This window comes from Bacillus sp. KH172YL63 (assembly GCF_011398925.1).
In the GTDB taxonomy this organism is placed as follows: Bacteria; Bacillota; Bacilli; order Bacillales; family Bacillaceae_B; genus Rossellomorea.
This window is the reverse complement of the sequence record NZ_AP022842.1, coordinates 243,347-259,411: the sequence shown is the minus strand read 5'-3', so window position 1 is coordinate 259,411 and position 16,065 is coordinate 243,347. Positions and strand designations below refer to the sequence as shown.

Annotated in this window: 20 protein-coding genes and 1 tRNA gene; 2 read left to right on the top strand and 19 right to left on the bottom strand. The window is 46.4% G+C overall.

Translation table 11 applies throughout. The features are described from left to right. Position 1: 1 nt before the first annotated feature. Both KH172YL63_RS01410 and KH172YL63_RS01405 read right to left on the bottom strand, forming a co-directional pair. Positions 2-76, bottom strand: a tRNA-Asn gene (locus tag KH172YL63_RS01410). 126 nt (positions 77-202) lie between these two features. Further along, positions 203-676, bottom strand: a complete 474-nt coding sequence (locus KH172YL63_RS01405) for a SprT family protein (RefSeq protein WP_173104451.1) — start codon at positions 674-676, stop codon at positions 203-205. Between the two features lie 146 nt (positions 677-822). Between KH172YL63_RS01405 and cmpA the strand changes: the two genes are divergently transcribed. Further along, positions 823-936, top strand: coding sequence for a cortex morphogenetic protein CmpA (cmpA, locus tag KH172YL63_RS01400; RefSeq protein ID WP_173104450.1), 114 nt, complete (start codon positions 823-825; stop codon positions 934-936). A 147-nt stretch (positions 937-1,083) separates the two neighbouring features. Here the strand turns inward: cmpA and KH172YL63_RS01395 are convergent, their stop codons facing one another. The 14 genes from KH172YL63_RS01395 to acpS all read right to left on the bottom strand — a co-directional run bounded on the left by KH172YL63_RS01395 (position 1,084) and on the right by acpS (position 12,333). Further along, entirely contained in the window at positions 1,084-3,252 is a 2,169-nt protein-coding gene (locus KH172YL63_RS01395; protein WP_173104449.1) for a Tex family protein, read from the bottom strand. 109 nt (positions 3,253-3,361) lie between these two features. Then, a complete protein-coding gene (locus KH172YL63_RS01390) occupies positions 3,362-3,958 on the bottom strand; it encodes a PP2C family serine/threonine-protein phosphatase (protein WP_173104448.1) in 597 nt (198 codons plus the stop codon). Next, the gene (gene sigB / locus KH172YL63_RS01385; RefSeq protein ID WP_173104447.1) at positions 3,958-4,755 is read right to left on the bottom strand and encodes an RNA polymerase sigma factor SigB; all 798 of its coding nucleotides are present in this window, start codon (positions 4,753-4,755) and stop codon (positions 3,958-3,960) included. Before sigB ends, KH172YL63_RS01390 begins: the two co-directional genes overlap by 1 nt. Then, entirely contained in the window at positions 4,733-5,200 is a 468-nt protein-coding gene (gene rsbW / locus KH172YL63_RS01380; RefSeq protein ID WP_269475214.1) for an anti-sigma B factor RsbW, read from the bottom strand. Before rsbW ends, sigB begins: the two co-directional genes overlap by 23 nt. Next, complete coding sequence (locus KH172YL63_RS01375; RefSeq protein WP_173104445.1) at positions 5,200-5,532, bottom strand: anti-sigma factor antagonist; 333 nt, start codon at positions 5,530-5,532, stop codon at positions 5,200-5,202. Before KH172YL63_RS01375 ends, rsbW begins: the two co-directional genes overlap by 1 nt. Positions 5,533-5,610: 78 nt before the next feature. After that, positions 5,611-6,621 carry a PP2C family protein-serine/threonine phosphatase gene (locus KH172YL63_RS01370; RefSeq protein ID WP_173104444.1) on the bottom strand — a complete coding sequence of 337 codons (1,011 nt, stop codon included), beginning with the start codon at positions 6,619-6,621 and terminating at the stop codon, positions 5,611-5,613. Positions 6,622-6,631: 10 nt separating this feature from the next. Beyond that, positions 6,632-7,033, bottom strand: coding sequence for an anti-sigma regulatory factor (locus KH172YL63_RS01365; protein WP_044340428.1), 402 nt, complete (start codon positions 7,031-7,033; stop codon positions 6,632-6,634). 2 nt (positions 7,034-7,035) lie between these two features. Next, a complete protein-coding gene (locus KH172YL63_RS01360) occupies positions 7,036-7,392 on the bottom strand; it encodes an STAS domain-containing protein (RefSeq protein ID WP_034763058.1) in 357 nt (118 codons plus the stop codon). Next, on the bottom strand, positions 7,389-8,219 hold the full coding sequence (locus KH172YL63_RS01355; protein WP_173104443.1) for an RsbT co-antagonist protein RsbRA: 831 nt from the start codon (positions 8,217-8,219) through the stop codon (positions 7,389-7,391). The genes KH172YL63_RS01360 and KH172YL63_RS01355 overlap by 4 nt, the downstream gene beginning before the upstream one ends. 369 nt (positions 8,220-8,588) lie before the next feature. Then, positions 8,589-8,939 (bottom strand): type II toxin-antitoxin system endoribonuclease NdoA, encoded by a 351-nt coding sequence (ndoA, locus tag KH172YL63_RS01350; RefSeq protein WP_034763063.1) that lies wholly within the window; start codon positions 8,937-8,939, stop codon positions 8,589-8,591. 4 nt (positions 8,940-8,943) lie between these two features. Continuing rightward, complete coding sequence (locus tag KH172YL63_RS01345; protein WP_032085355.1) at positions 8,944-9,225, bottom strand: CopG family ribbon-helix-helix protein; 282 nt, start codon at positions 9,223-9,225, stop codon at positions 8,944-8,946. A gap of 153 nt (positions 9,226-9,378) precedes the next feature. After that, complete coding sequence (gene alr, locus KH172YL63_RS01340; protein WP_173104442.1) at positions 9,379-10,557, bottom strand: alanine racemase; 1,179 nt, start codon at positions 10,555-10,557, stop codon at positions 9,379-9,381. A 185-nt stretch (positions 10,558-10,742) separates the two neighbouring features. Then, entirely contained in the window at positions 10,743-11,756 is a 1,014-nt protein-coding gene (locus tag KH172YL63_RS01335) for a LolA family protein (protein WP_173104441.1), read from the bottom strand. A gap of 226 nt (positions 11,757-11,982) precedes the next feature. Beyond that, entirely contained in the window at positions 11,983-12,333 is a 351-nt protein-coding gene (gene acpS / locus KH172YL63_RS01330; protein ID WP_173104440.1) for a holo-ACP synthase, read from the bottom strand. Between the two features lie 134 nt (positions 12,334-12,467). On the opposite strand from acpS, the gene KH172YL63_RS01325 reads away from it, so the two are divergent. After that, entirely contained in the window at positions 12,468-13,052 is a 585-nt protein-coding gene (locus KH172YL63_RS01325; RefSeq protein ID WP_173104439.1) for a rhomboid family intramembrane serine protease, read from the top strand. A 41-nt stretch (positions 13,053-13,093) separates the two neighbouring features. On the opposite strand, the gene KH172YL63_RS01320 is transcribed toward KH172YL63_RS01325, so the two are convergent. The 3 genes from KH172YL63_RS01320 to uvsE form a co-directional block, all read right to left on the bottom strand. Continuing rightward, positions 13,094-14,542 carry a PH domain-containing protein gene (locus KH172YL63_RS01320; protein WP_173104438.1) on the bottom strand — a complete coding sequence of 483 codons (1,449 nt, stop codon included), beginning with the start codon at positions 14,540-14,542 and terminating at the stop codon, positions 13,094-13,096. Next, complete coding sequence (locus KH172YL63_RS01315) at positions 14,535-15,014, bottom strand: PH domain-containing protein (RefSeq protein ID WP_173104437.1); 480 nt, start codon at positions 15,012-15,014, stop codon at positions 14,535-14,537. Before KH172YL63_RS01315 ends, KH172YL63_RS01320 begins: the two co-directional genes overlap by 8 nt. Before the next feature lie 81 nt (positions 15,015-15,095). Next, entirely contained in the window at positions 15,096-16,058 is a 963-nt protein-coding gene (gene uvsE / locus KH172YL63_RS01310) for a UV DNA damage repair endonuclease UvsE (RefSeq protein ID WP_173104436.1), read from the bottom strand. Positions 16,059-16,065: the final 7 nt, after the last annotated feature.

The window sequence follows — 16,065 nt, the reverse complement described above, 5'->3', positions numbered from 1 at the left end:
ATGGCTCCGCAGGCAAGATTCGAACTTGCGACCGATCGGTTAACAGCCGATAGCTCTACCACTGAGCTACTGCGGAACGTGAAGTATTCCATCGCTTAACTCGTCTTATCGACTCTTATGATTATAATGACTCATCGCTTTCTTGTCAACCACTTTCAGTCACTTTTTCAGACTGAAGGCTGCTGTTGCAGGTCAGGATCCTTCATGCTCTAAATTCGATCAGTTCTTCCTTCTTAAACAAGAGCTTGCCCCTGCAGCGTCCGCACACATATTTGCCAGTATTGATCTTTCTTCTTCTTTCATACTGCAGATGACACTTTGAACATATATAGGTAAGGATCCGCTTTCTCTTTGTGCTTTCAGGCAGTGAAGCGCAGTATCTCGGACCTCCCACCTTTTTCAGCAGGTCTTTGAAATCCTGGTCCCCGTGCTTGTACCCTTTCCCTTGAAGATGAAGATGATAATGAACGAGCTCATGCTTGATGATCCCAATCAGCTCATCCAATCCATGCTCGACCAGGTACTTCCGGTTGATATCGATATTGTGGCTTCCGAGCATATACCTTCCTCCGGTCGTTCTTAACCGGGGATTGAAATATGCTTTATGCTGGAACGGCAGTTGGAAGAATCGGTCAGATATTTCTTCCACTAAAACCTGCAATTCTTCATTGGTCATAATCATCCTTCTTTCTTCGTTAGAACATGACAACCTATTATAGCATAAACTAAGTATCACCCTTACTGTTTAGACACGATACACTACGCCGCGGAGTGCCGCTTCACTCAATTTGACTGGTTTCCGGGTGACAAGGAGGTTTACTCATGCCTAAATGGCTCGTGAATCAATTGCGGAAGGCTTATCTTGAGAAAGACCGTTATCAGATCAAACTGCTCAACCAATGCTGGTATTTTTACAGAAAGAAGAATTGTTCGTAATGGCCGGCACATCCGGTCTTCCTACAAAATGCGCTTGATCCCAATAGATTTCCTTATTGGTTGCGCACAGCTTTACACGGCCAAATCCGCAGCCCTCATTAAAAAGAGCCGACCAAGGCAACCTGCGCCAAGTCAGCTCTTTATTATTTATTGAACCATCGTCAATCCGACTCTTCCTTTTTGGGCATCTACACTGTCCACCCATACGGTAACAACGTCACCAACCGATACCACATCCAACGGGTGCTTGACGTAACCGTTTTTCAGTTTCGATATATGAACAAGTCCGTCTTGCTTCACCCCGATATCGATGAATGCACCAAAGTCCACTACGTTGCGAACGGTTCCCTGCAGCTCCATTCCTTCGGTTAGATCCTCAAGTTTCAGTACATCTTTCTTGAGCAACGGTTTTGGGAACTCATCCCGGGGATCCCGGCCAGGACGGATCAATGCATCGATGATGTCCTTCAACGTCAATTGACCAATCTCCAATTCCCCTGAAACATCTTCCACATTCAATTGACTCAGGGCATGCTTCAATTCTTCAGACCCTATATCCTTCTCACTCATCCCCACTTTTGAAAGGAGACGCTTTACATCCTGATAGTTATCCGGGTGGATGGCTGTACGGTCGAGCACTTCTTTTCCTTCCATGATCCTTAAGAAGCCAATGCACTGCTCGTACGTTTTGGCCCCAAGTCTCGGTATTTTCTTCAGCTGTGCCCTTGATTGGAACTTTCCTTCTTCTTCTCTCTTCTTCACAATATTGTTCGCGACTGTCTTCGATAATCCCGCTACATACTGCAACAAGGAAGACGATGCCGTATTCACGTTGACCCCCACCTGGTTCACTGCCGTTTCCACCACGAACGTCAGTGAATCATTCAGCTTCTTCTGTGATACGTCATGCTGATATTGTCCGACACCAACCGATTTCGGGTCTATTTTCACCAGTTCAGCCAGTGGGTCCTGTAAACGCCTCGCAATCGAGACGGCACTTCTTTCCTCTACCTGAAGGTCAGGAAACTCTTCCCTCGCTACCTCCGACGCTGAATAGACACTTGCCCCCGCTTCGTTGACAATAATATAGAAGATGTCATCATTCATATCCTTCAAGACATCGACAACAAACTGCTCGGTTTCCCTTGAGGCTGTCCCATTACCGATCGCTACGACTTCTATATTGTATTTCGTCATGATCCCTTTGATGATGTCCTCTGCCTTCGCCCGCTGGGATTTAGGCGGGTGAGGATAGATGACATTGATATCAAGCGTTTTACCGGTTTCATCGATCACAGCCAATTTACAGCCAGTCCTGAATGCCGGATCTACACCAAGCACCATTTTCCCTTTCATCGGCGGCTGCAGCAACAGCTTCCTTAAATTTTCAGAGAAGATATGGATGGCTTGATCTTCCGCTTTTTCCGTTAACTCATTTCGGATTTCCCTTTCAACAGACGGCTGGATCAGTCTTTTATAACTGTCTTCGATGGCTTCTTTGACGACCGGGGCGGTGATGGAATGGGCATGCTTGATCACCTGCTTTTGTAAGTAAAGCAGAATCCCCTCCATATCCGGCTGGATGCTCACCTTCAGGATGCCTTCCTTCTCCCCTCTGTTCATGGCCAATATACGATGAGGCACGACTTTATTGATCGGCTCCTGATAGTCATAGTACATTTCGAAGACGTTCTTCTCATCTTCCTCTTCCTTTTTCACTTTCGAAACCATTAAGCCTTTTCTGAATGTGTAACTTCTTATGTATTCACGGTACAGGGCTTCATCGGAAATATACTCTGCGATGATGTCTTTCGCACCAGTCAGCGCTTCTTCAGCCGTTGTGACTTCGTTTTCTTCAGAAATATATGAAGAAGCTTCTTCAATCAGGCTGCCCTTTGACGGGAAAGTCATGATCCACTGGGCAAGCGGCTCGAGTCCTTTTTCCTTGGCAACAGTCGCCTTGGTGGGCCTTTTCTGCTTATACGGTCGATATAGATCTTCTACCTTTTGTAGCTTGTCCGCTTTCATGATTGAGGCACGGAGTTCTTCCGTTAGTTTCCCTTGTTCCTCAATTAAACGGATGACTTCTTCTTTCCGCTGTTCAAGGTTCTGTAAGTAATTCCATTGATCCATGATGTTTCGAATTTGCACTTCATCCAATGCACCGGTCTGTTCTTTCCGGTAACGGGCGATGAAAGGAACCGTATTCCCTTCATCAAGTAACGAGATGACATTTTTGACATTTTTGATAGACAGGTTTAATTCTTTTGCCACTTTGTTCAAAAGTGGTTCCTGATTCGTTAATGTTGCCGTCATTCTTATGACCTCCATTAATAGGCTTCTTGTATATTTTATCATAATTAAGGGTGCCCTCCGTGAATAGGCAGATACGTTGTTTCAAATAAAAAAACTTACCCTAAGACAATTAGAGTAAGTTTCCTATGATATATGTTGTATCGTCAGCCGTTCCATCCACCAGGGATTGAATATCTCCCAGCGCCCCGTGAAGCGTTGGGTACTTTTGAAGGATATTCTTGACTCCTGAAATATTGAGTCCATCCGAGTGAATGAGGAACCTTGAGTTGGCATCATAGCTGAACCGTTGTGTTTTGTAGCGCTGGGGCCTTCCAGAGAGATATCCGGTAACCGGTAGAGGGTAAGTCATTTTACCTTCTGGCGCATACATATAGAAACGAATGTTTCCGACACAGCTGTATACAAATTCTTTAGAATGATAATACGCTTTAATGATCGCCACCGCAGCGCCCCGTTTTCTCTGAAGCGCTTCGTTGCAGAGCTGCATGAGTGTGTCCACATCTTCATGGTGATGCTTTTCCACGATTTCGACGACCACGTGCGATGACTCATACGCGAATTCACCGCTGCCTAAACCATCAGCCAGAACACAGATGAAATAATCACTGGTAGAAGTATAGTAATAACTATCTCCACAAAAGGGATTGCCATTTTTCGATACTTGTTCTGCATACAGTTCGATTTCATTTTGTTGAAGATAAGCCATCAATAATGACTCTCCGTATCATCCATCTCTTCCTGTATGGCTTCCCTCAGCTTTTTGATCGCTCTCCGCTGCAGGCGGGACACGTGCATTTGTGAAATACCGAGCTTTTCACCGGCTTCTTTTTGGCTGAGATTTTCTAAGTAAGTGTGTTGGATGATTGCTTTTTCCCTGTCGGAAAGAACATGGAGGACCTTCTCGAGAACCAGTCGCTGGTTTACCTTTTCATATCCTTCATCCTGATCTCCGACGATATCGAGGATTGTGACCGTACTGCCCTCTGAATCGGCCTCGATTGAATGGTCGACAGATAACGCCTGATAACTCCGGCCCATCTCCATCGCTTCGAGCACTTCTTCTTCACTCACTTCGAGGTATTCTGCAATTTCATGTACCTGAGGTGAACGTTCCAGCCGGTTGGTTAACTCTTCAACAGTCGATTTGATCTTCGGACCAAGTTCTTTGATTCTGCGGGGCACGTGGACACTCCACGTTTTATCCCTTAAGAAACGCTTGATTTCTCCGATGATCGTTGGAATCGCAAAAGCCTCGAAAGATCTGCCGAACGATTCATCGTATCTTCTGATTGCACCAAGCAGACCGATCATCCCGACCTGGATGATGTCTTCATGAAACGATCTTCCTTTAGAGTACTTCCTTGCGATGGATTCAACGAGATTCTGATAATGAAGGATAAGCTGGCTTTGGGCATCGTCATCCTGTGTTTCCTGATAGTCCTTGATCCACTGCAGAACCTTTTCCTTTTGTTCCTGCTGGTTAGGTTGAGATAGTTTTTTCATCCCTCTCCACCTGCTCCCCTGATAGGAATTTAGTCATAAAGACCGTAACTCCCTCCTTGTGATGCACTTTAACATCATCCATGAGGCTTTCGATCAGGTAAAGGCCTAACCCACCTTCTCTTAAGAACTCAACTGAATGATCTGCATGATAAGGACCAACCGCACTGCGGATTTCTTTAAAATCAAAGCTTGCACCGTGATCTGCAACCATCACTTCAAGACGGTCTCCATACAGCGCGAACCCGACAACGACTTCTCCATCATTGTCTTTGTACGCGTGCTGAACCGCATTGGTAATGGCTTCACTTGTAGCGATCTTCAAATCTTCAATTGCATCGTAATCAAAGCCCATACGACTGGCAATACCTGAAAGTGTCAAACGAATGACCCCGACATATTCCGGTTTAGCGGGGATCTTCATCTCGATGTAATCAAATGCCTGCATCATTCCACGCCACCTTCTACCTTGGAGTTAATATTCATAATATCCCCTAAACCTGTAATATCAAACAGTCTTTGTAAACGATCGGAAAGTCCGACGAGATGGAGCTGTCCACCCCTGGCTTTAACCGTTTTAAACAGACCGACGAATACACCTAAACCAGTACTGTCCATATAGGAAACTTCGGATAGGTCTACCGTAATATCTTTATTATCAGCTTCAGCAGATGGTTGAAGCGTTTCTTTTAACTTTGGAGCTGTATATGCATCAATTTCACCGGCTACTTTGACAAGCAGCTCATTCTCTTTTTCTTTCATATCTATCGATAAGTTCATAAAAAGACCACCTTTTTGGCTACATTTATAATTACGTCCTTATTCATATACCCTATTTGCGGTAAAGCTAAACTTTTTTTACGAATTTCTCTTTATGATAATCAAGGTAAAATCGTCGCGGAGCTCAAAATGTTGCAGCTTCTCGAGCTGTTTGTAAACATTTTGGACGATTTCCTGGGTTGGCAGATGCGTATATTGACTGATCAGCTTCACCAGATCCTCCCTCTCGATGAAACCGTCTTCCGTACGGCATTCGGTTACCCCATCCGAAAGGAGGATGATCATGTCGCCGACTTCCACGCGTCTTTCGTATTGCCTGTACTTCGCCTTTTTATCGACACCCAACAGCAGGCCCTTGGCGTCAAGGTCCTCATATTCATTCGTGGATGCTCTATAGAAAAAGCCGGGTTCATGCCCAGCTGATGAGTATGAAAACAGGTGTTCCTTCGAATTGTATACGCCGTAGAACATGGTGATGAACATGCTTGCGTCCACATTCTGTTCCACCACCCTGTTAAGGCTTTCTAGTACGGCATTCGGTTCGTTCCGATAATCCGGCAGGCTGTCCATGGCGTATTTGATCATGGACATGCATAGGGCGGCAGGTATACCCTTGCCGATGACATCGGCGATCGCTACGCTCAACGTGTCATCCTCATCCTGTACAAAGTGATAATAATCCCCGTTCATTTTCTTGGCAGGAACGCTGACGGCACCGATATCCAACTCCTCGACCTTCGGGATGACGGTCCCGAGGAGCGTCTGCTGCATATTCGATGCCACATCGATTTCATTATTTAATTCTTGCTGTTTCGTCCGCAGGCTCTGATGTTCACGATAAGCGAACCCATAGCCGATCATGACTTCCAATAAGATATCGAATGAGTGCAGTACTTGATGTGGTATGTCAGGTTCCATTTCGAGAATCACACTCTTATGGAGACTGATGATTTCTTCTGGAGACACATGGTGCTCAATCGATTTCCGACTGAACTTCTGCCCGAGGTAAAGGGCTTTTTCATCCTGCTCGTTTAAATAATGTTCAATGATCTCTCTATATTTTGAATCCATTAATTCCCTGAAATTCATATAACTCCCCCTAGCGGAGCCACTTGGTCGCCCTGATATCTGTCCCTTCTCCCGGTACAGATTCGACGTTAAACTCGTCCATTAAACGCTTAACTCCAGGCAAACCAGCTCCTAATCCGCCTGATGTGGAATAACCGTCTTCCATCACTTTTCTGATATCTGCGATTCCTGGACCTTCGTCTAAGGCGATGATCCTCACGCCTTTTTTACCGGAATCGAATAATTTTTCGATGCAGATCTGACCATAGCCAGCATATAAATAGATGTTCCTCGCTAATTCGCTGATAGCCGTAGTGATACGAGCTTGATCCACGGTTCCGAAACCGAGCTCTTTCGCTACATTTCTTCCCAACTGGCGGGCAGCAACGATGTCCCATTCATTCGTGATCTTCACGCAGGATTGGCTATCCATACCTAGTCCCCCAGTTCCAATTGTAATTTCTCAAGACCCTTTTCAAGATCAAGAGCGGTTAGAACATCTTCCAACCTGATGCCAAGTTCGATCAAGGTGATCGCCACTGCTGGCTGAATGCCGGTGATGACAACTTTCGCCCCCATCAACCTCGACATATTGATGACGTCCCCAAGGACCTTGGCAATGAATGAGTCTATAAAGTCAATGGAAGTAATATCGATGACTACTCCCCTTGCACTTGTTTCGTGAATCTTTTGCAGAAGATCTTCTTGAAATTGAAGGGCTGTTTGATCATCCAATTCCCACTGGATGGAAATCAACAGGCAATCATGCAATTTTAAAATTGGTATTCTCACTCTAATCCCTCCGCCGAAACTATTTTTCGATTTGTCATTTCAAGAGCCTTTTCGATTCCTTTTCTCAGTGTGCTGTTTGTGCTGAACTGATTCAGATCTATTCCCAGGTTGACAATCGTTTGGGCAATTTCAGGCCTGATTCCAACCAGCATGCACTTCGCACCTACCAGACGTACGGCTTCAGCAGCCTGGATGATATGGTGGGCAACCATCGTATCGACAACCGGCACACCGGTAATATCGATCAACACGACTTCCGCCCTGTGCTTCACGACACCGTTCAACAGATTTTCCATGATCAGCCTTGCTCTTTCGGTATCAATCGTCCCGACAAGCGGCATGATCGATATCTTCTCGAACACCGGAATCAGCGGAGCAGATAATTCCTGCAGGGCGATCTTTTGCAAAGAAACGGTCCGCTCCCACGATTCTGTATAAGCACTGATGACTTTCTTATTCATCGGGGTCAACCATTTATCAAATTTTTGAACCTGTACCGCATGGTTCTTGTCCGTGATGATCCCGTCTTTCATCATCCCTTCATACACGACTTTCCCGAACGTACTGAGTGCAGACGTCACAAAAGTCAGGGGCCATCCCAAGCGGACAACCTTTTCTGCAAAACCTTCGAGACGGCTGTTGAATTCATTGGAATCCCTTAAGTTAGATGTGATCATTTCGACAAACTCATGGCTTGTCTTGGTAAAAACCTGATCAGACACGACTTGGATGAATTTCTCATCTGCTTCGTTTCTCATCCGTTCCATCCAAATACTAGTGATCTCTGATTTATTATTCTGGATATAATCCGTGACTTCACTAAACATTTCGTTCTCCCCATTCTATCATATGAAATTTAAATTCAGGATTTATGCCGAATGATGTAATCCAAACTTAAAGTAGTTTACAACAAAAAATGACGTAATTACTCTAATAGTAACAAATAAATATGGAAAAGAAAAAGCCTATGCCTTTTCGGGTATTCACCCTCTCTCATTTCCCATTATAAATTGTTTGCAGTCTTTTGTCATAAAATTGATTATATTTACATTTCCGGCAGCCCATCACGAAAAAACGCAAAACAAAAAGGCTCAATGATCAGCAATTGGTTGATCAGCAAGCCTTCTGGTTTGCAGGTATTAAAATGTCCCTTTTGCATGACGTGATCATCATTCCACACGAATGGGCATGATTGATTAGAATTGAATGAGACCCACACTGATTTGCAGGGCATCATCCACCTTCTCCATCATCTCATCATCCAAGTGTGTGATTTTATCGGTCAGACGTTGTTTATCAATCGTTCGAATCTGCTCTAGCAAGATAACGGAATCACGTTCAAAGCCATAACGTTTTGCATCAATTTCAACATGAGTAGGCAGTTTTGCTTTTTGAATTTGTGCGGTAATGGCAGCTACAATAATAGTGGGACTGAACCTATTCCCTATATCGTTTTGAATAACAAGCACTGGCCGAACTCCGCCTTGTTCTGAACCTACAACAGGAGAAAGGTCTGCAAAATATACGTCACCACGCTTTACAATCAAAGGATTAACCTCCGCTTACTAAGCGTTCGACTGTATGTTCTGCCTCATATTCTGCTTGAATCGCTTCAGAAGCGATCGCGAGATTAATCTTAGCCATTTCCATATAGCCGCGTCTCATAGACTCACGTAATTGTCTCTTTTTACGCTCTCTTAAATACATTTTGGTTGCACGATAAATAAACTCATTGCGATTCACATTTTCTTGATCTGCAAAGCCGTCTAATTCTGTAACGAGCTGTTGCGGTAGACGAATTAAGATTTCTGTTGTTGCGCTGGATTCAGACACAAACTACACCTCCACCAATCACTACATACCGTTTCTGTTCATTAACATATCCATCATACCATCAAATCCGGGGAATGAAAAGTTAATTTAGCAATCCCTTCTATTATCCGCCAGTTAAAATACGAATTATTCATCCATTCCACCGTTATTTCCCTAAAAGCCACTGCCCCCGGGCGATAACAGCTTATTGGATACTTCGATCGCCTCACCGTCGCGGATATAAATGCGTGGCACCCTCGTCGAGATGATGCAGGGAATCTCATAGTTGATTGTATCAAGCTTTCCGGCGATTTCATCCATTGTGATCACGTCTTCATCCTGCTTGCCGATCAGCGTCACCTGTGTCCCCGGCTCAAGGAAACCAGGGAGGCGAATCATCGATTGATCCATACAGACCCTTCCAACAATTGGAAATCTTTTGCCGTTCACCAACACGTCCTGACCTTGAAGCTTCCTGAGCCAGCCGTCCGCATATCCGATTGGTATCGTCCCGATCCACTCGTCTTTCTCCGCTTTGTATGTGGCCCCGTAACTGACCTTCTCTCCAGCCGACAGTTCCTTCGTATGGATCAGACGGGAATGGAGGGAAAAGACCTGCTTCAAAGGAAACGGCAGTACCGGCTTCATTTCAAGTGATGGCGTCAGCCCGTACATGGCGATCCCCACCCGCACAGTATTGAAAAGGGTACCCGGCTTCCTGAGCGTCGCCGCGCTGTTGGAAGAATGGATATATTCAGGAGGTGAAGCCAAACTGGCAAGCATCCTTTCAAATCTCTTCAATTGCTCCTCCAGATACTCATCATCCAGTTCATCTGCGGTCGCATAATGGGTGAAGATCCCTTCAAGATGAAACGACGGACGGTCGTGGATCACTTTTTCAATCCGCTTCAGCTCATCTTCATCCCGGACACCGATCCGGCCCATACCTGTGTCACACTTAATATGGAGATTCAAAGTCTGCCCTTCTGACAGCTGCTTTTCAGCAACAACGAGCCAATCCTCCCGGAAGACCGTGAGCGATATATCCAGTTCAGCTGCGATTTCAACATCCTTTGGTCGGGTCGCACCCAGGACAAGGATCGGGGCTTTGATTGATGCCCGCCTTAGAGAGATCGCCTCGTCGAGGAACGCAACGGCCAATCCATGTGCGCCTGCCGCAAGAGCCGTGAGCGCTGTCTGGACATCACCGTGTCCATAGGCATTCGCCTTCACAACAGCAAGCATTTTCACTCCATCGGGAATATGTTGTTTAATATTTTTTACATTTTCATATAAATCATCTAAGTTGATTTCTGCCCATGTATCACGAAAAAATTGCGTCTGGGTATCCACTTTAGTCACTTCCTCATTTCATTACACAAAACATTGTCATTCTATTCAAGAATACCACGGATTATTCATATAATCATTCTTTGGGGATGATAGAATTTTTTGGAGGGCTGGTGAGGGGAAACGCACCGGCTTCGGTTTTTTCGCAGAAAAAGAGGCAGACCCGGCAGGCCCGCCCCGATTGGACTTTATTTCACCATGGAACCTTGCACTGACTGGGCGACCATCACCATTTCTGCCGGCGTCAGATCATTGGATGCAAGCATATAGTCGACTCCGTTATTCGTCCATCTGATGGACTGGCTCGTCATCGCAGCAACCGTGAAGCCAAGGTCAACCAATTCGCCTTTTAATGAAGTGGACACAGTCATCGTCGGCACGACTGTTGTTTTCTCTTGAACAATCGTGAATGACTTCTCCCCGTCATACGTCAAGATGACCCGTTTGCCTGTATCGGTCGCCACTTCTTTTTCTTCTATCAATTCAGTGCCGGTGATTTCAGACATCGGATACAGCACCGTGAATTCATCATCCTCCACACTTGCCGTTACAGGGACCTCAAGCTGGGCACCGGTCATATTTTTCTTCATATCGAAATCTTTCTTGTCGAATGCCGCTTTCATATCAACCTTCGAGAACTCCACCTTCACAAGCGGGTTCTGATCCGAGTCCATCACATTGACAGATACCGGCATCAAATCTTTCTTATTGAAAGCAATCTCTTGGGTAGGCAACATCTGGCTGTTCTGATAACGTGTTTTCGTCGTAAAGACATAATGGTCCTTCGTTTCTTTGAAGGTCGCATCTTTATCTTCCACTACGTCTTTCACAAGTGACTCATACAAATAGGCTTGACTGCTGTTTTCCGGCCAGTCGCTCTGGAAACGGAAGCTTTTGTTCAAAGCCGGCGTCAGGACGAACACACCCTCATCATTACGCAGAATCATCTGACTCTGATCTTTCGCAGCGTTCTTCAATGCCACCCGGTAATAATTAGGGTCATTATGCCACACTTCCACATCGTACGTCTGTGGTTCATCCCCTACCTGCAGGGTCATCTTCGCATCCGCCTTATACCCCTTCATATCCTCTACCTTTGCCTTCAGGTCCTTGGTCACATCTTCTTTCGACTTCTCGCCACAAGCCGCGAGCATCAGCACCGCCAGCATCGTAAGCACTAGCACCACTAGCTTTTTCTTCATGAATTCAACCCCTTTTGTCCCAGGATAAACGTAATGTAGAGAGGGGAAGGCCCGTTGCTTAAAAATGGACGATCTTCATCGAATGTCCCGCCCTTTTCTGTCCAACTGCCATTCGCCAAAGAATCGCGATGGATAAACAACAGACCTTGTCTCTCTTATTGCACTACTGAATATATGAGACAACCTCATGGTTTATGCTAGTGGAAATTGCAAGCATGAAATAATTTCACGCTTCAATGATCACCTGCGCCGCTGCATATTCCCGGCTGTGGGTGATGGAGAGGTGGGCTCTTTCCCCCTCAGGCTTGGAGAAGAACGGCTTTCCGTTTTCATCTTTACTGATCTCGATATCCTGGAACGATAAAGCCGTACCAATGCCGGTCCCGTTCGCCTTCGCATATGCCTCCTTCGCCGCAAAGCGGCCAGCCACATACTCAACCTGACGCTGTTTGCTCAACGAAAAGAAGACATCCTCTTCTTTCCCGGTCAAAATCCTTTTCATGAACTTCGGCTGACGCTCTAGCATGTGCTGTATGCGTGAAATTTCCACGATATCCAGCCCGATTCCTTTTATCATATGCTTGATCTCCTTCTACTCTTGTCCTCTATTGCATATTTTTATAATGACTGTTCACAACGTTTTCTTATACTATAGTAATAGAACCTTTTACGAGACTAAAACCGAAACGACCCTACACAGGAGGATACACTATGTTTGTCAGGACTGAAAGCTTTTCACAATTTATACGATTCTATCCCATTATTTCCTTGATTGTATTGATTCATATCATCTTGTACGGGGTGAGTGCACTCCCTATCTTCCCCCAACTGTGGGTGTATGAGCAACTCGCAGGTGTGAACCTTTTCATCAGGGACGGGGAATGGTGGCGATTGATCACGCCGATCTTTGTCCATATGGGATTTGCCCATCTTCTGTTCAACTCGTTCTCACTCGTCTTATTCGGGCCGCCACTTGAAAAACATCTCGGCAAGGCTAAATTCCTCGGACTTTATCTTGCAAGCGGCGTGTTCGCCAATATCATCACCTATCTGATCAAGCCCCTCACCTACAGTCACGTCGGGGCGTCCGGGGCCATCTTCGGATTGTTCGGCTTCTATATCGCCATGATCGTCACGAAGCACCCGTTCATCACGAAAGAAAGCCGGCAGGTCATCCTTCCGATCGTCGTCATCGGTGTCATCATGACATTTATGCAATCCGGCATCAACATCACCGCTCATCTCTTCGGATTGATCGGGGGATTTGTGATCAGCATGATTGGAGGACGAAAGTAACCAAAAGAAAGGACCCGTCGCAAAAAACGGGTCCTTTCTTTTCATGCGCGATGGGAGAACCAGGAAGCAATGCGCCTCAGATCTTCTTTCTCTAAATCCTTGAGCCCGCTTGCATGACCGGTCTCTCCGGATTTGACCGTAGTCGTGAGCGTCGCAAGCCCCTTCCTCGATTGAAACCAGCTTTCATTTCCGTCCATCGATTGAATACGGTTCTTCTTCATATACATTGTATGCTTCAAAAACCCTCTATACTGCAGGGATAACTGCCCGTCATCGATCCTCCAGCCGCCGGTCCGGTACTGCATATAGCCCCACATGCCGAACGGGACGGTCAAAAGGAGGGCAAGGGAACCATAAGGCCAGAAGAAGTAGCACGCAGCGCCTGAAAGGACGAGCACCGAGACGGACTGCCTGAATACATATCTTCTTAACGAACGCCGGGGAAGCCTCTTGTAATTCTCCTCGATAACGTAATCAGGGAAGATCCCCTTTAACAATTCCGCCACCCGTTTCTTCCTCACGATCGGCAGCAGTTTGATGCTCGTACTGTCTTTTTCCAACACGGATCCGCCTGCATTTTCAATGTGGACAGTGCAATAACCCAACAGCTGCCTGAGGGGATTTTCCACTACCCGTATCCCCTGGACCCTGTTCAACGGAACGGTCACCTGCTTCTTTTCAAGAAGGCCCCTCGTCATGACGATATGACTGTCCACCAACTTGATTTGAAAATCCCCATAAATGACAAACGTCCATAGTATCGACAGAAGCCATGTAAAAAGGAGTCCTGCCAACGCAGCCACCGCCACGATCAATACACCGCTCCTCACAAACACCGCCAACTCATCATACACCGCCTCATAGGGGATGAATTCGTTAAACTGTGAAACAAAGAGCATCACACCGGACAAAATGACCCCGATCCCACCTGAAGTGGCAGCCAATACCCAGAGGTCTTTTGCCGACAGGGAGAAATAAGCTTTTGCGGAGCGCTCCACTTCCGGCTGCTCCTCCGCCCTGTCTGCTGAGGCATTTTTCTTCTCCCGGTAAATCAAGCGTTCCAACTCCACCGCTTCTTCTTTGGAAACAGCAGTCAGTTCCGCTTCCGACTCCCGGGGATTGGAAGATCCGGCCGTTTCGACCTTCACTTTCACCAATCCGAAGGGACGGTGTAAAATACCCTCGGAGAAATTCAGGCTCTGGATCCGTTCAATGGGAATATACCTTTTCTTTTTCACGAATAATCCATACTCGATCCTGAGCTCACCTTCTTCCAGCCGGTAGGAAAAGCGCAGCCATTTCACGATCCCTGAAACGAGAACGAACACAGGAACCGCCACCATGACCAATAAAGGCAGGTAATCCAAGAAACCGCTCTTCTCTCCCCTGTTGAGTACAAACAGGAATACAAACGGGACGACCATCTCTTTCAATTGCTTGACGAAGCTTGCCACTGCAGAAATCGGATGAAGGCGTTTCGGTTCAGACATCATCTTCTGCCACCCTCGCCAATCGGGAAATCGAATGTCTCAATTCTTCCGCTTCCTCCACATCCAGCGCAGGAATCTCATGAACGGTCGCAGCCGTTGAAATCGTGATCGTCGATAACCGGTACCGCTTCAGGATCGGCCCCTGCACCGTGTCCACATGCTGCACCCGCACCATCGGGACAAGCGTCCGCTTCACGATGAAAATCCCCCTCTGGAGCTCGATCTCCTGCTCCCTCACTTCATACCGCCATCTCTTCCACCTGATCGTCGGAATGAAAAACACAAACAAATATGTACATACAATCAATACGCCGGCCGATGCAATCGTCGCCCATACCGGCCAGTCAAACAAATAGGCAAGCACGATGACCCCTGCTGCAAGCAAAGCGACTATGAGTGACTCAAACACCCCATAGATCCGCCACACCTTCAAAGCCAACGGCGAAATTCTTTTCTCCGGTTCACCTATCATTATCATCCACCTCATCTCTCTCACTAAATCTTACAATATCTATACGATTTAGAACAGAGATGGTTTCAATCAACCGCATTCTCACTTCAGCACAAAAGAACCCTTATCGACCCACTCGATCCCATCCGCACCCTCCAAATCCGCCACCAGTCGGAACAGCGCATCATCCTTCTTCTTCGCTTCAATCATACAATCAATCTCATCCACAGACCCCTTGATCCCATGAAGGAAATCAAGGAACATACCCGGATCGATAAAATCCGCATGGGCTCTATAGTCCTCCTTCGACCGGGGGCTCGAAATATGCATCTTCACAGGCAACGGCGACCCGCTCCACGTCCCGGCCACCCTTTCCCAATCCAGCTTCCAGTCCCGCTCATGATTCGCAAGATGATGATGATAATCGAACACCAGCGGAATCGCCAGCTTCTCACACAAATACAAAACATCACTCACATTGAACACTGTATCATCATTTTCCAGGATGACCATCCGCTGAAGATCAACCGGCGTCAAACCCCAATTATGGATGAACTGCTCAAGCGCCTTCTCCTTATCATCATACGCCCCGCCCACATGAAGCACACACCTGTGGGCAGGATCGATTCCCATCCCCTTCAATAACCCTTCATGCATCTTCAACGTCTTCAAGGAATTCTTCAACACATACACATCTCCCGAATTCAGCAGAACAAAATGATCAGGATGAAACCCCACCCTCATCGGATGACGCGCCACGTACTCCCCTATTGCCTCAAGCTCATCCCGTAAAGGCGAAAGATAATCCCACCCCTTCAACTCCGGATGATTCGCAAGAGGAATCAACTTCGAACTGAAACGGAAAAACCGGATATCATTCATCACATTATGCTTCAACAAACGCAGACAATTCTCCAGATTCGATCTCGCAATCCGCTCCAACTTAAGCACCGCCGCCTCCCGATCCTTGATCCCGGAAAACTGCTTAAACGTCATCGTCTGCGAAGGGGACGCATTTTGAAGATTCATGCTCATGGCCACATAGCCGAGTTTAATGAGTGTCATTTGGGGT

Coding starts and splice junctions, on each gene's coding strand:
- KH172YL63_RS01405 (WP_173104451.1), bottom strand. CDS start 676: ATGACCAATGAAGAATTGCAGGTTTTAGTGGAAGAAATATCTGACCGA.
- cmpA (WP_173104450.1), top strand. CDS start 823: ATGCCTAAATGGCTCGTGAATCAATTGCGGAAGGCTTATCTTGAGAAA.
- KH172YL63_RS01395 (WP_173104449.1), bottom strand. CDS start 3,252: ATGACGGCAACATTAACGAATCAGGAACCACTTTTGAACAAAGTGGCA.
- KH172YL63_RS01390 (WP_173104448.1), bottom strand. CDS start 3,958: ATGGCTTATCTTCAACAAAATGAAATCGAACTGTATGCAGAACAAGTA.
- sigB (WP_173104447.1), bottom strand. CDS start 4,755: ATGAAAAAACTATCTCAACCTAACCAGCAGGAACAAAAGGAAAAGGTT.
- rsbW (WP_269475214.1), bottom strand. CDS start 5,200: ATGCAGGCATTTGATTACATCGAGATGAAGATCCCCGCTAAACCGGAA.
- KH172YL63_RS01375 (WP_173104445.1), bottom strand. CDS start 5,532: ATGAACTTATCGATAGATATGAAAGAAAAAGAGAATGAGCTGCTTGTC.
- KH172YL63_RS01370 (WP_173104444.1), bottom strand. CDS start 6,621: ATGAATTTCAGGGAATTAATGGATTCAAAATATAGAGAGATCATTGAA.
- KH172YL63_RS01365 (WP_044340428.1), bottom strand. CDS start 7,033: ATGGATAGCCAATCCTGCGTGAAGATCACGAATGAATGGGACATCGTT.
- KH172YL63_RS01355 (WP_173104443.1), bottom strand. CDS start 8,219: ATGTTTAGTGAAGTCACGGATTATATCCAGAATAATAAATCAGAGATC.
- KH172YL63_RS01335 (WP_173104441.1), bottom strand. CDS start 11,756: ATGAAGAAAAAGCTAGTGGTGCTAGTGCTTACGATGCTGGCGGTGCTG.
- acpS (WP_173104440.1), bottom strand. CDS start 12,333: ATGATAAAAGGAATCGGGCTGGATATCGTGGAAATTTCACGCATACAG.
- KH172YL63_RS01325 (WP_173104439.1), top strand. CDS start 12,468: ATGTTTGTCAGGACTGAAAGCTTTTCACAATTTATACGATTCTATCCC.
- KH172YL63_RS01320 (WP_173104438.1), bottom strand. CDS start 14,542: ATGTCTGAACCGAAACGCCTTCATCCGATTTCTGCAGTGGCAAGCTTC.
- KH172YL63_RS01315 (WP_173104437.1), bottom strand. CDS start 15,014: ATGATAGGTGAACCGGAGAAAAGAATTTCGCCGTTGGCTTTGAAGGTG.
- uvsE (WP_173104436.1), bottom strand. CDS start 16,058: ATGACACTCATTAAACTCGGCTATGTGGCCATGAGCATGAATCTTCAA.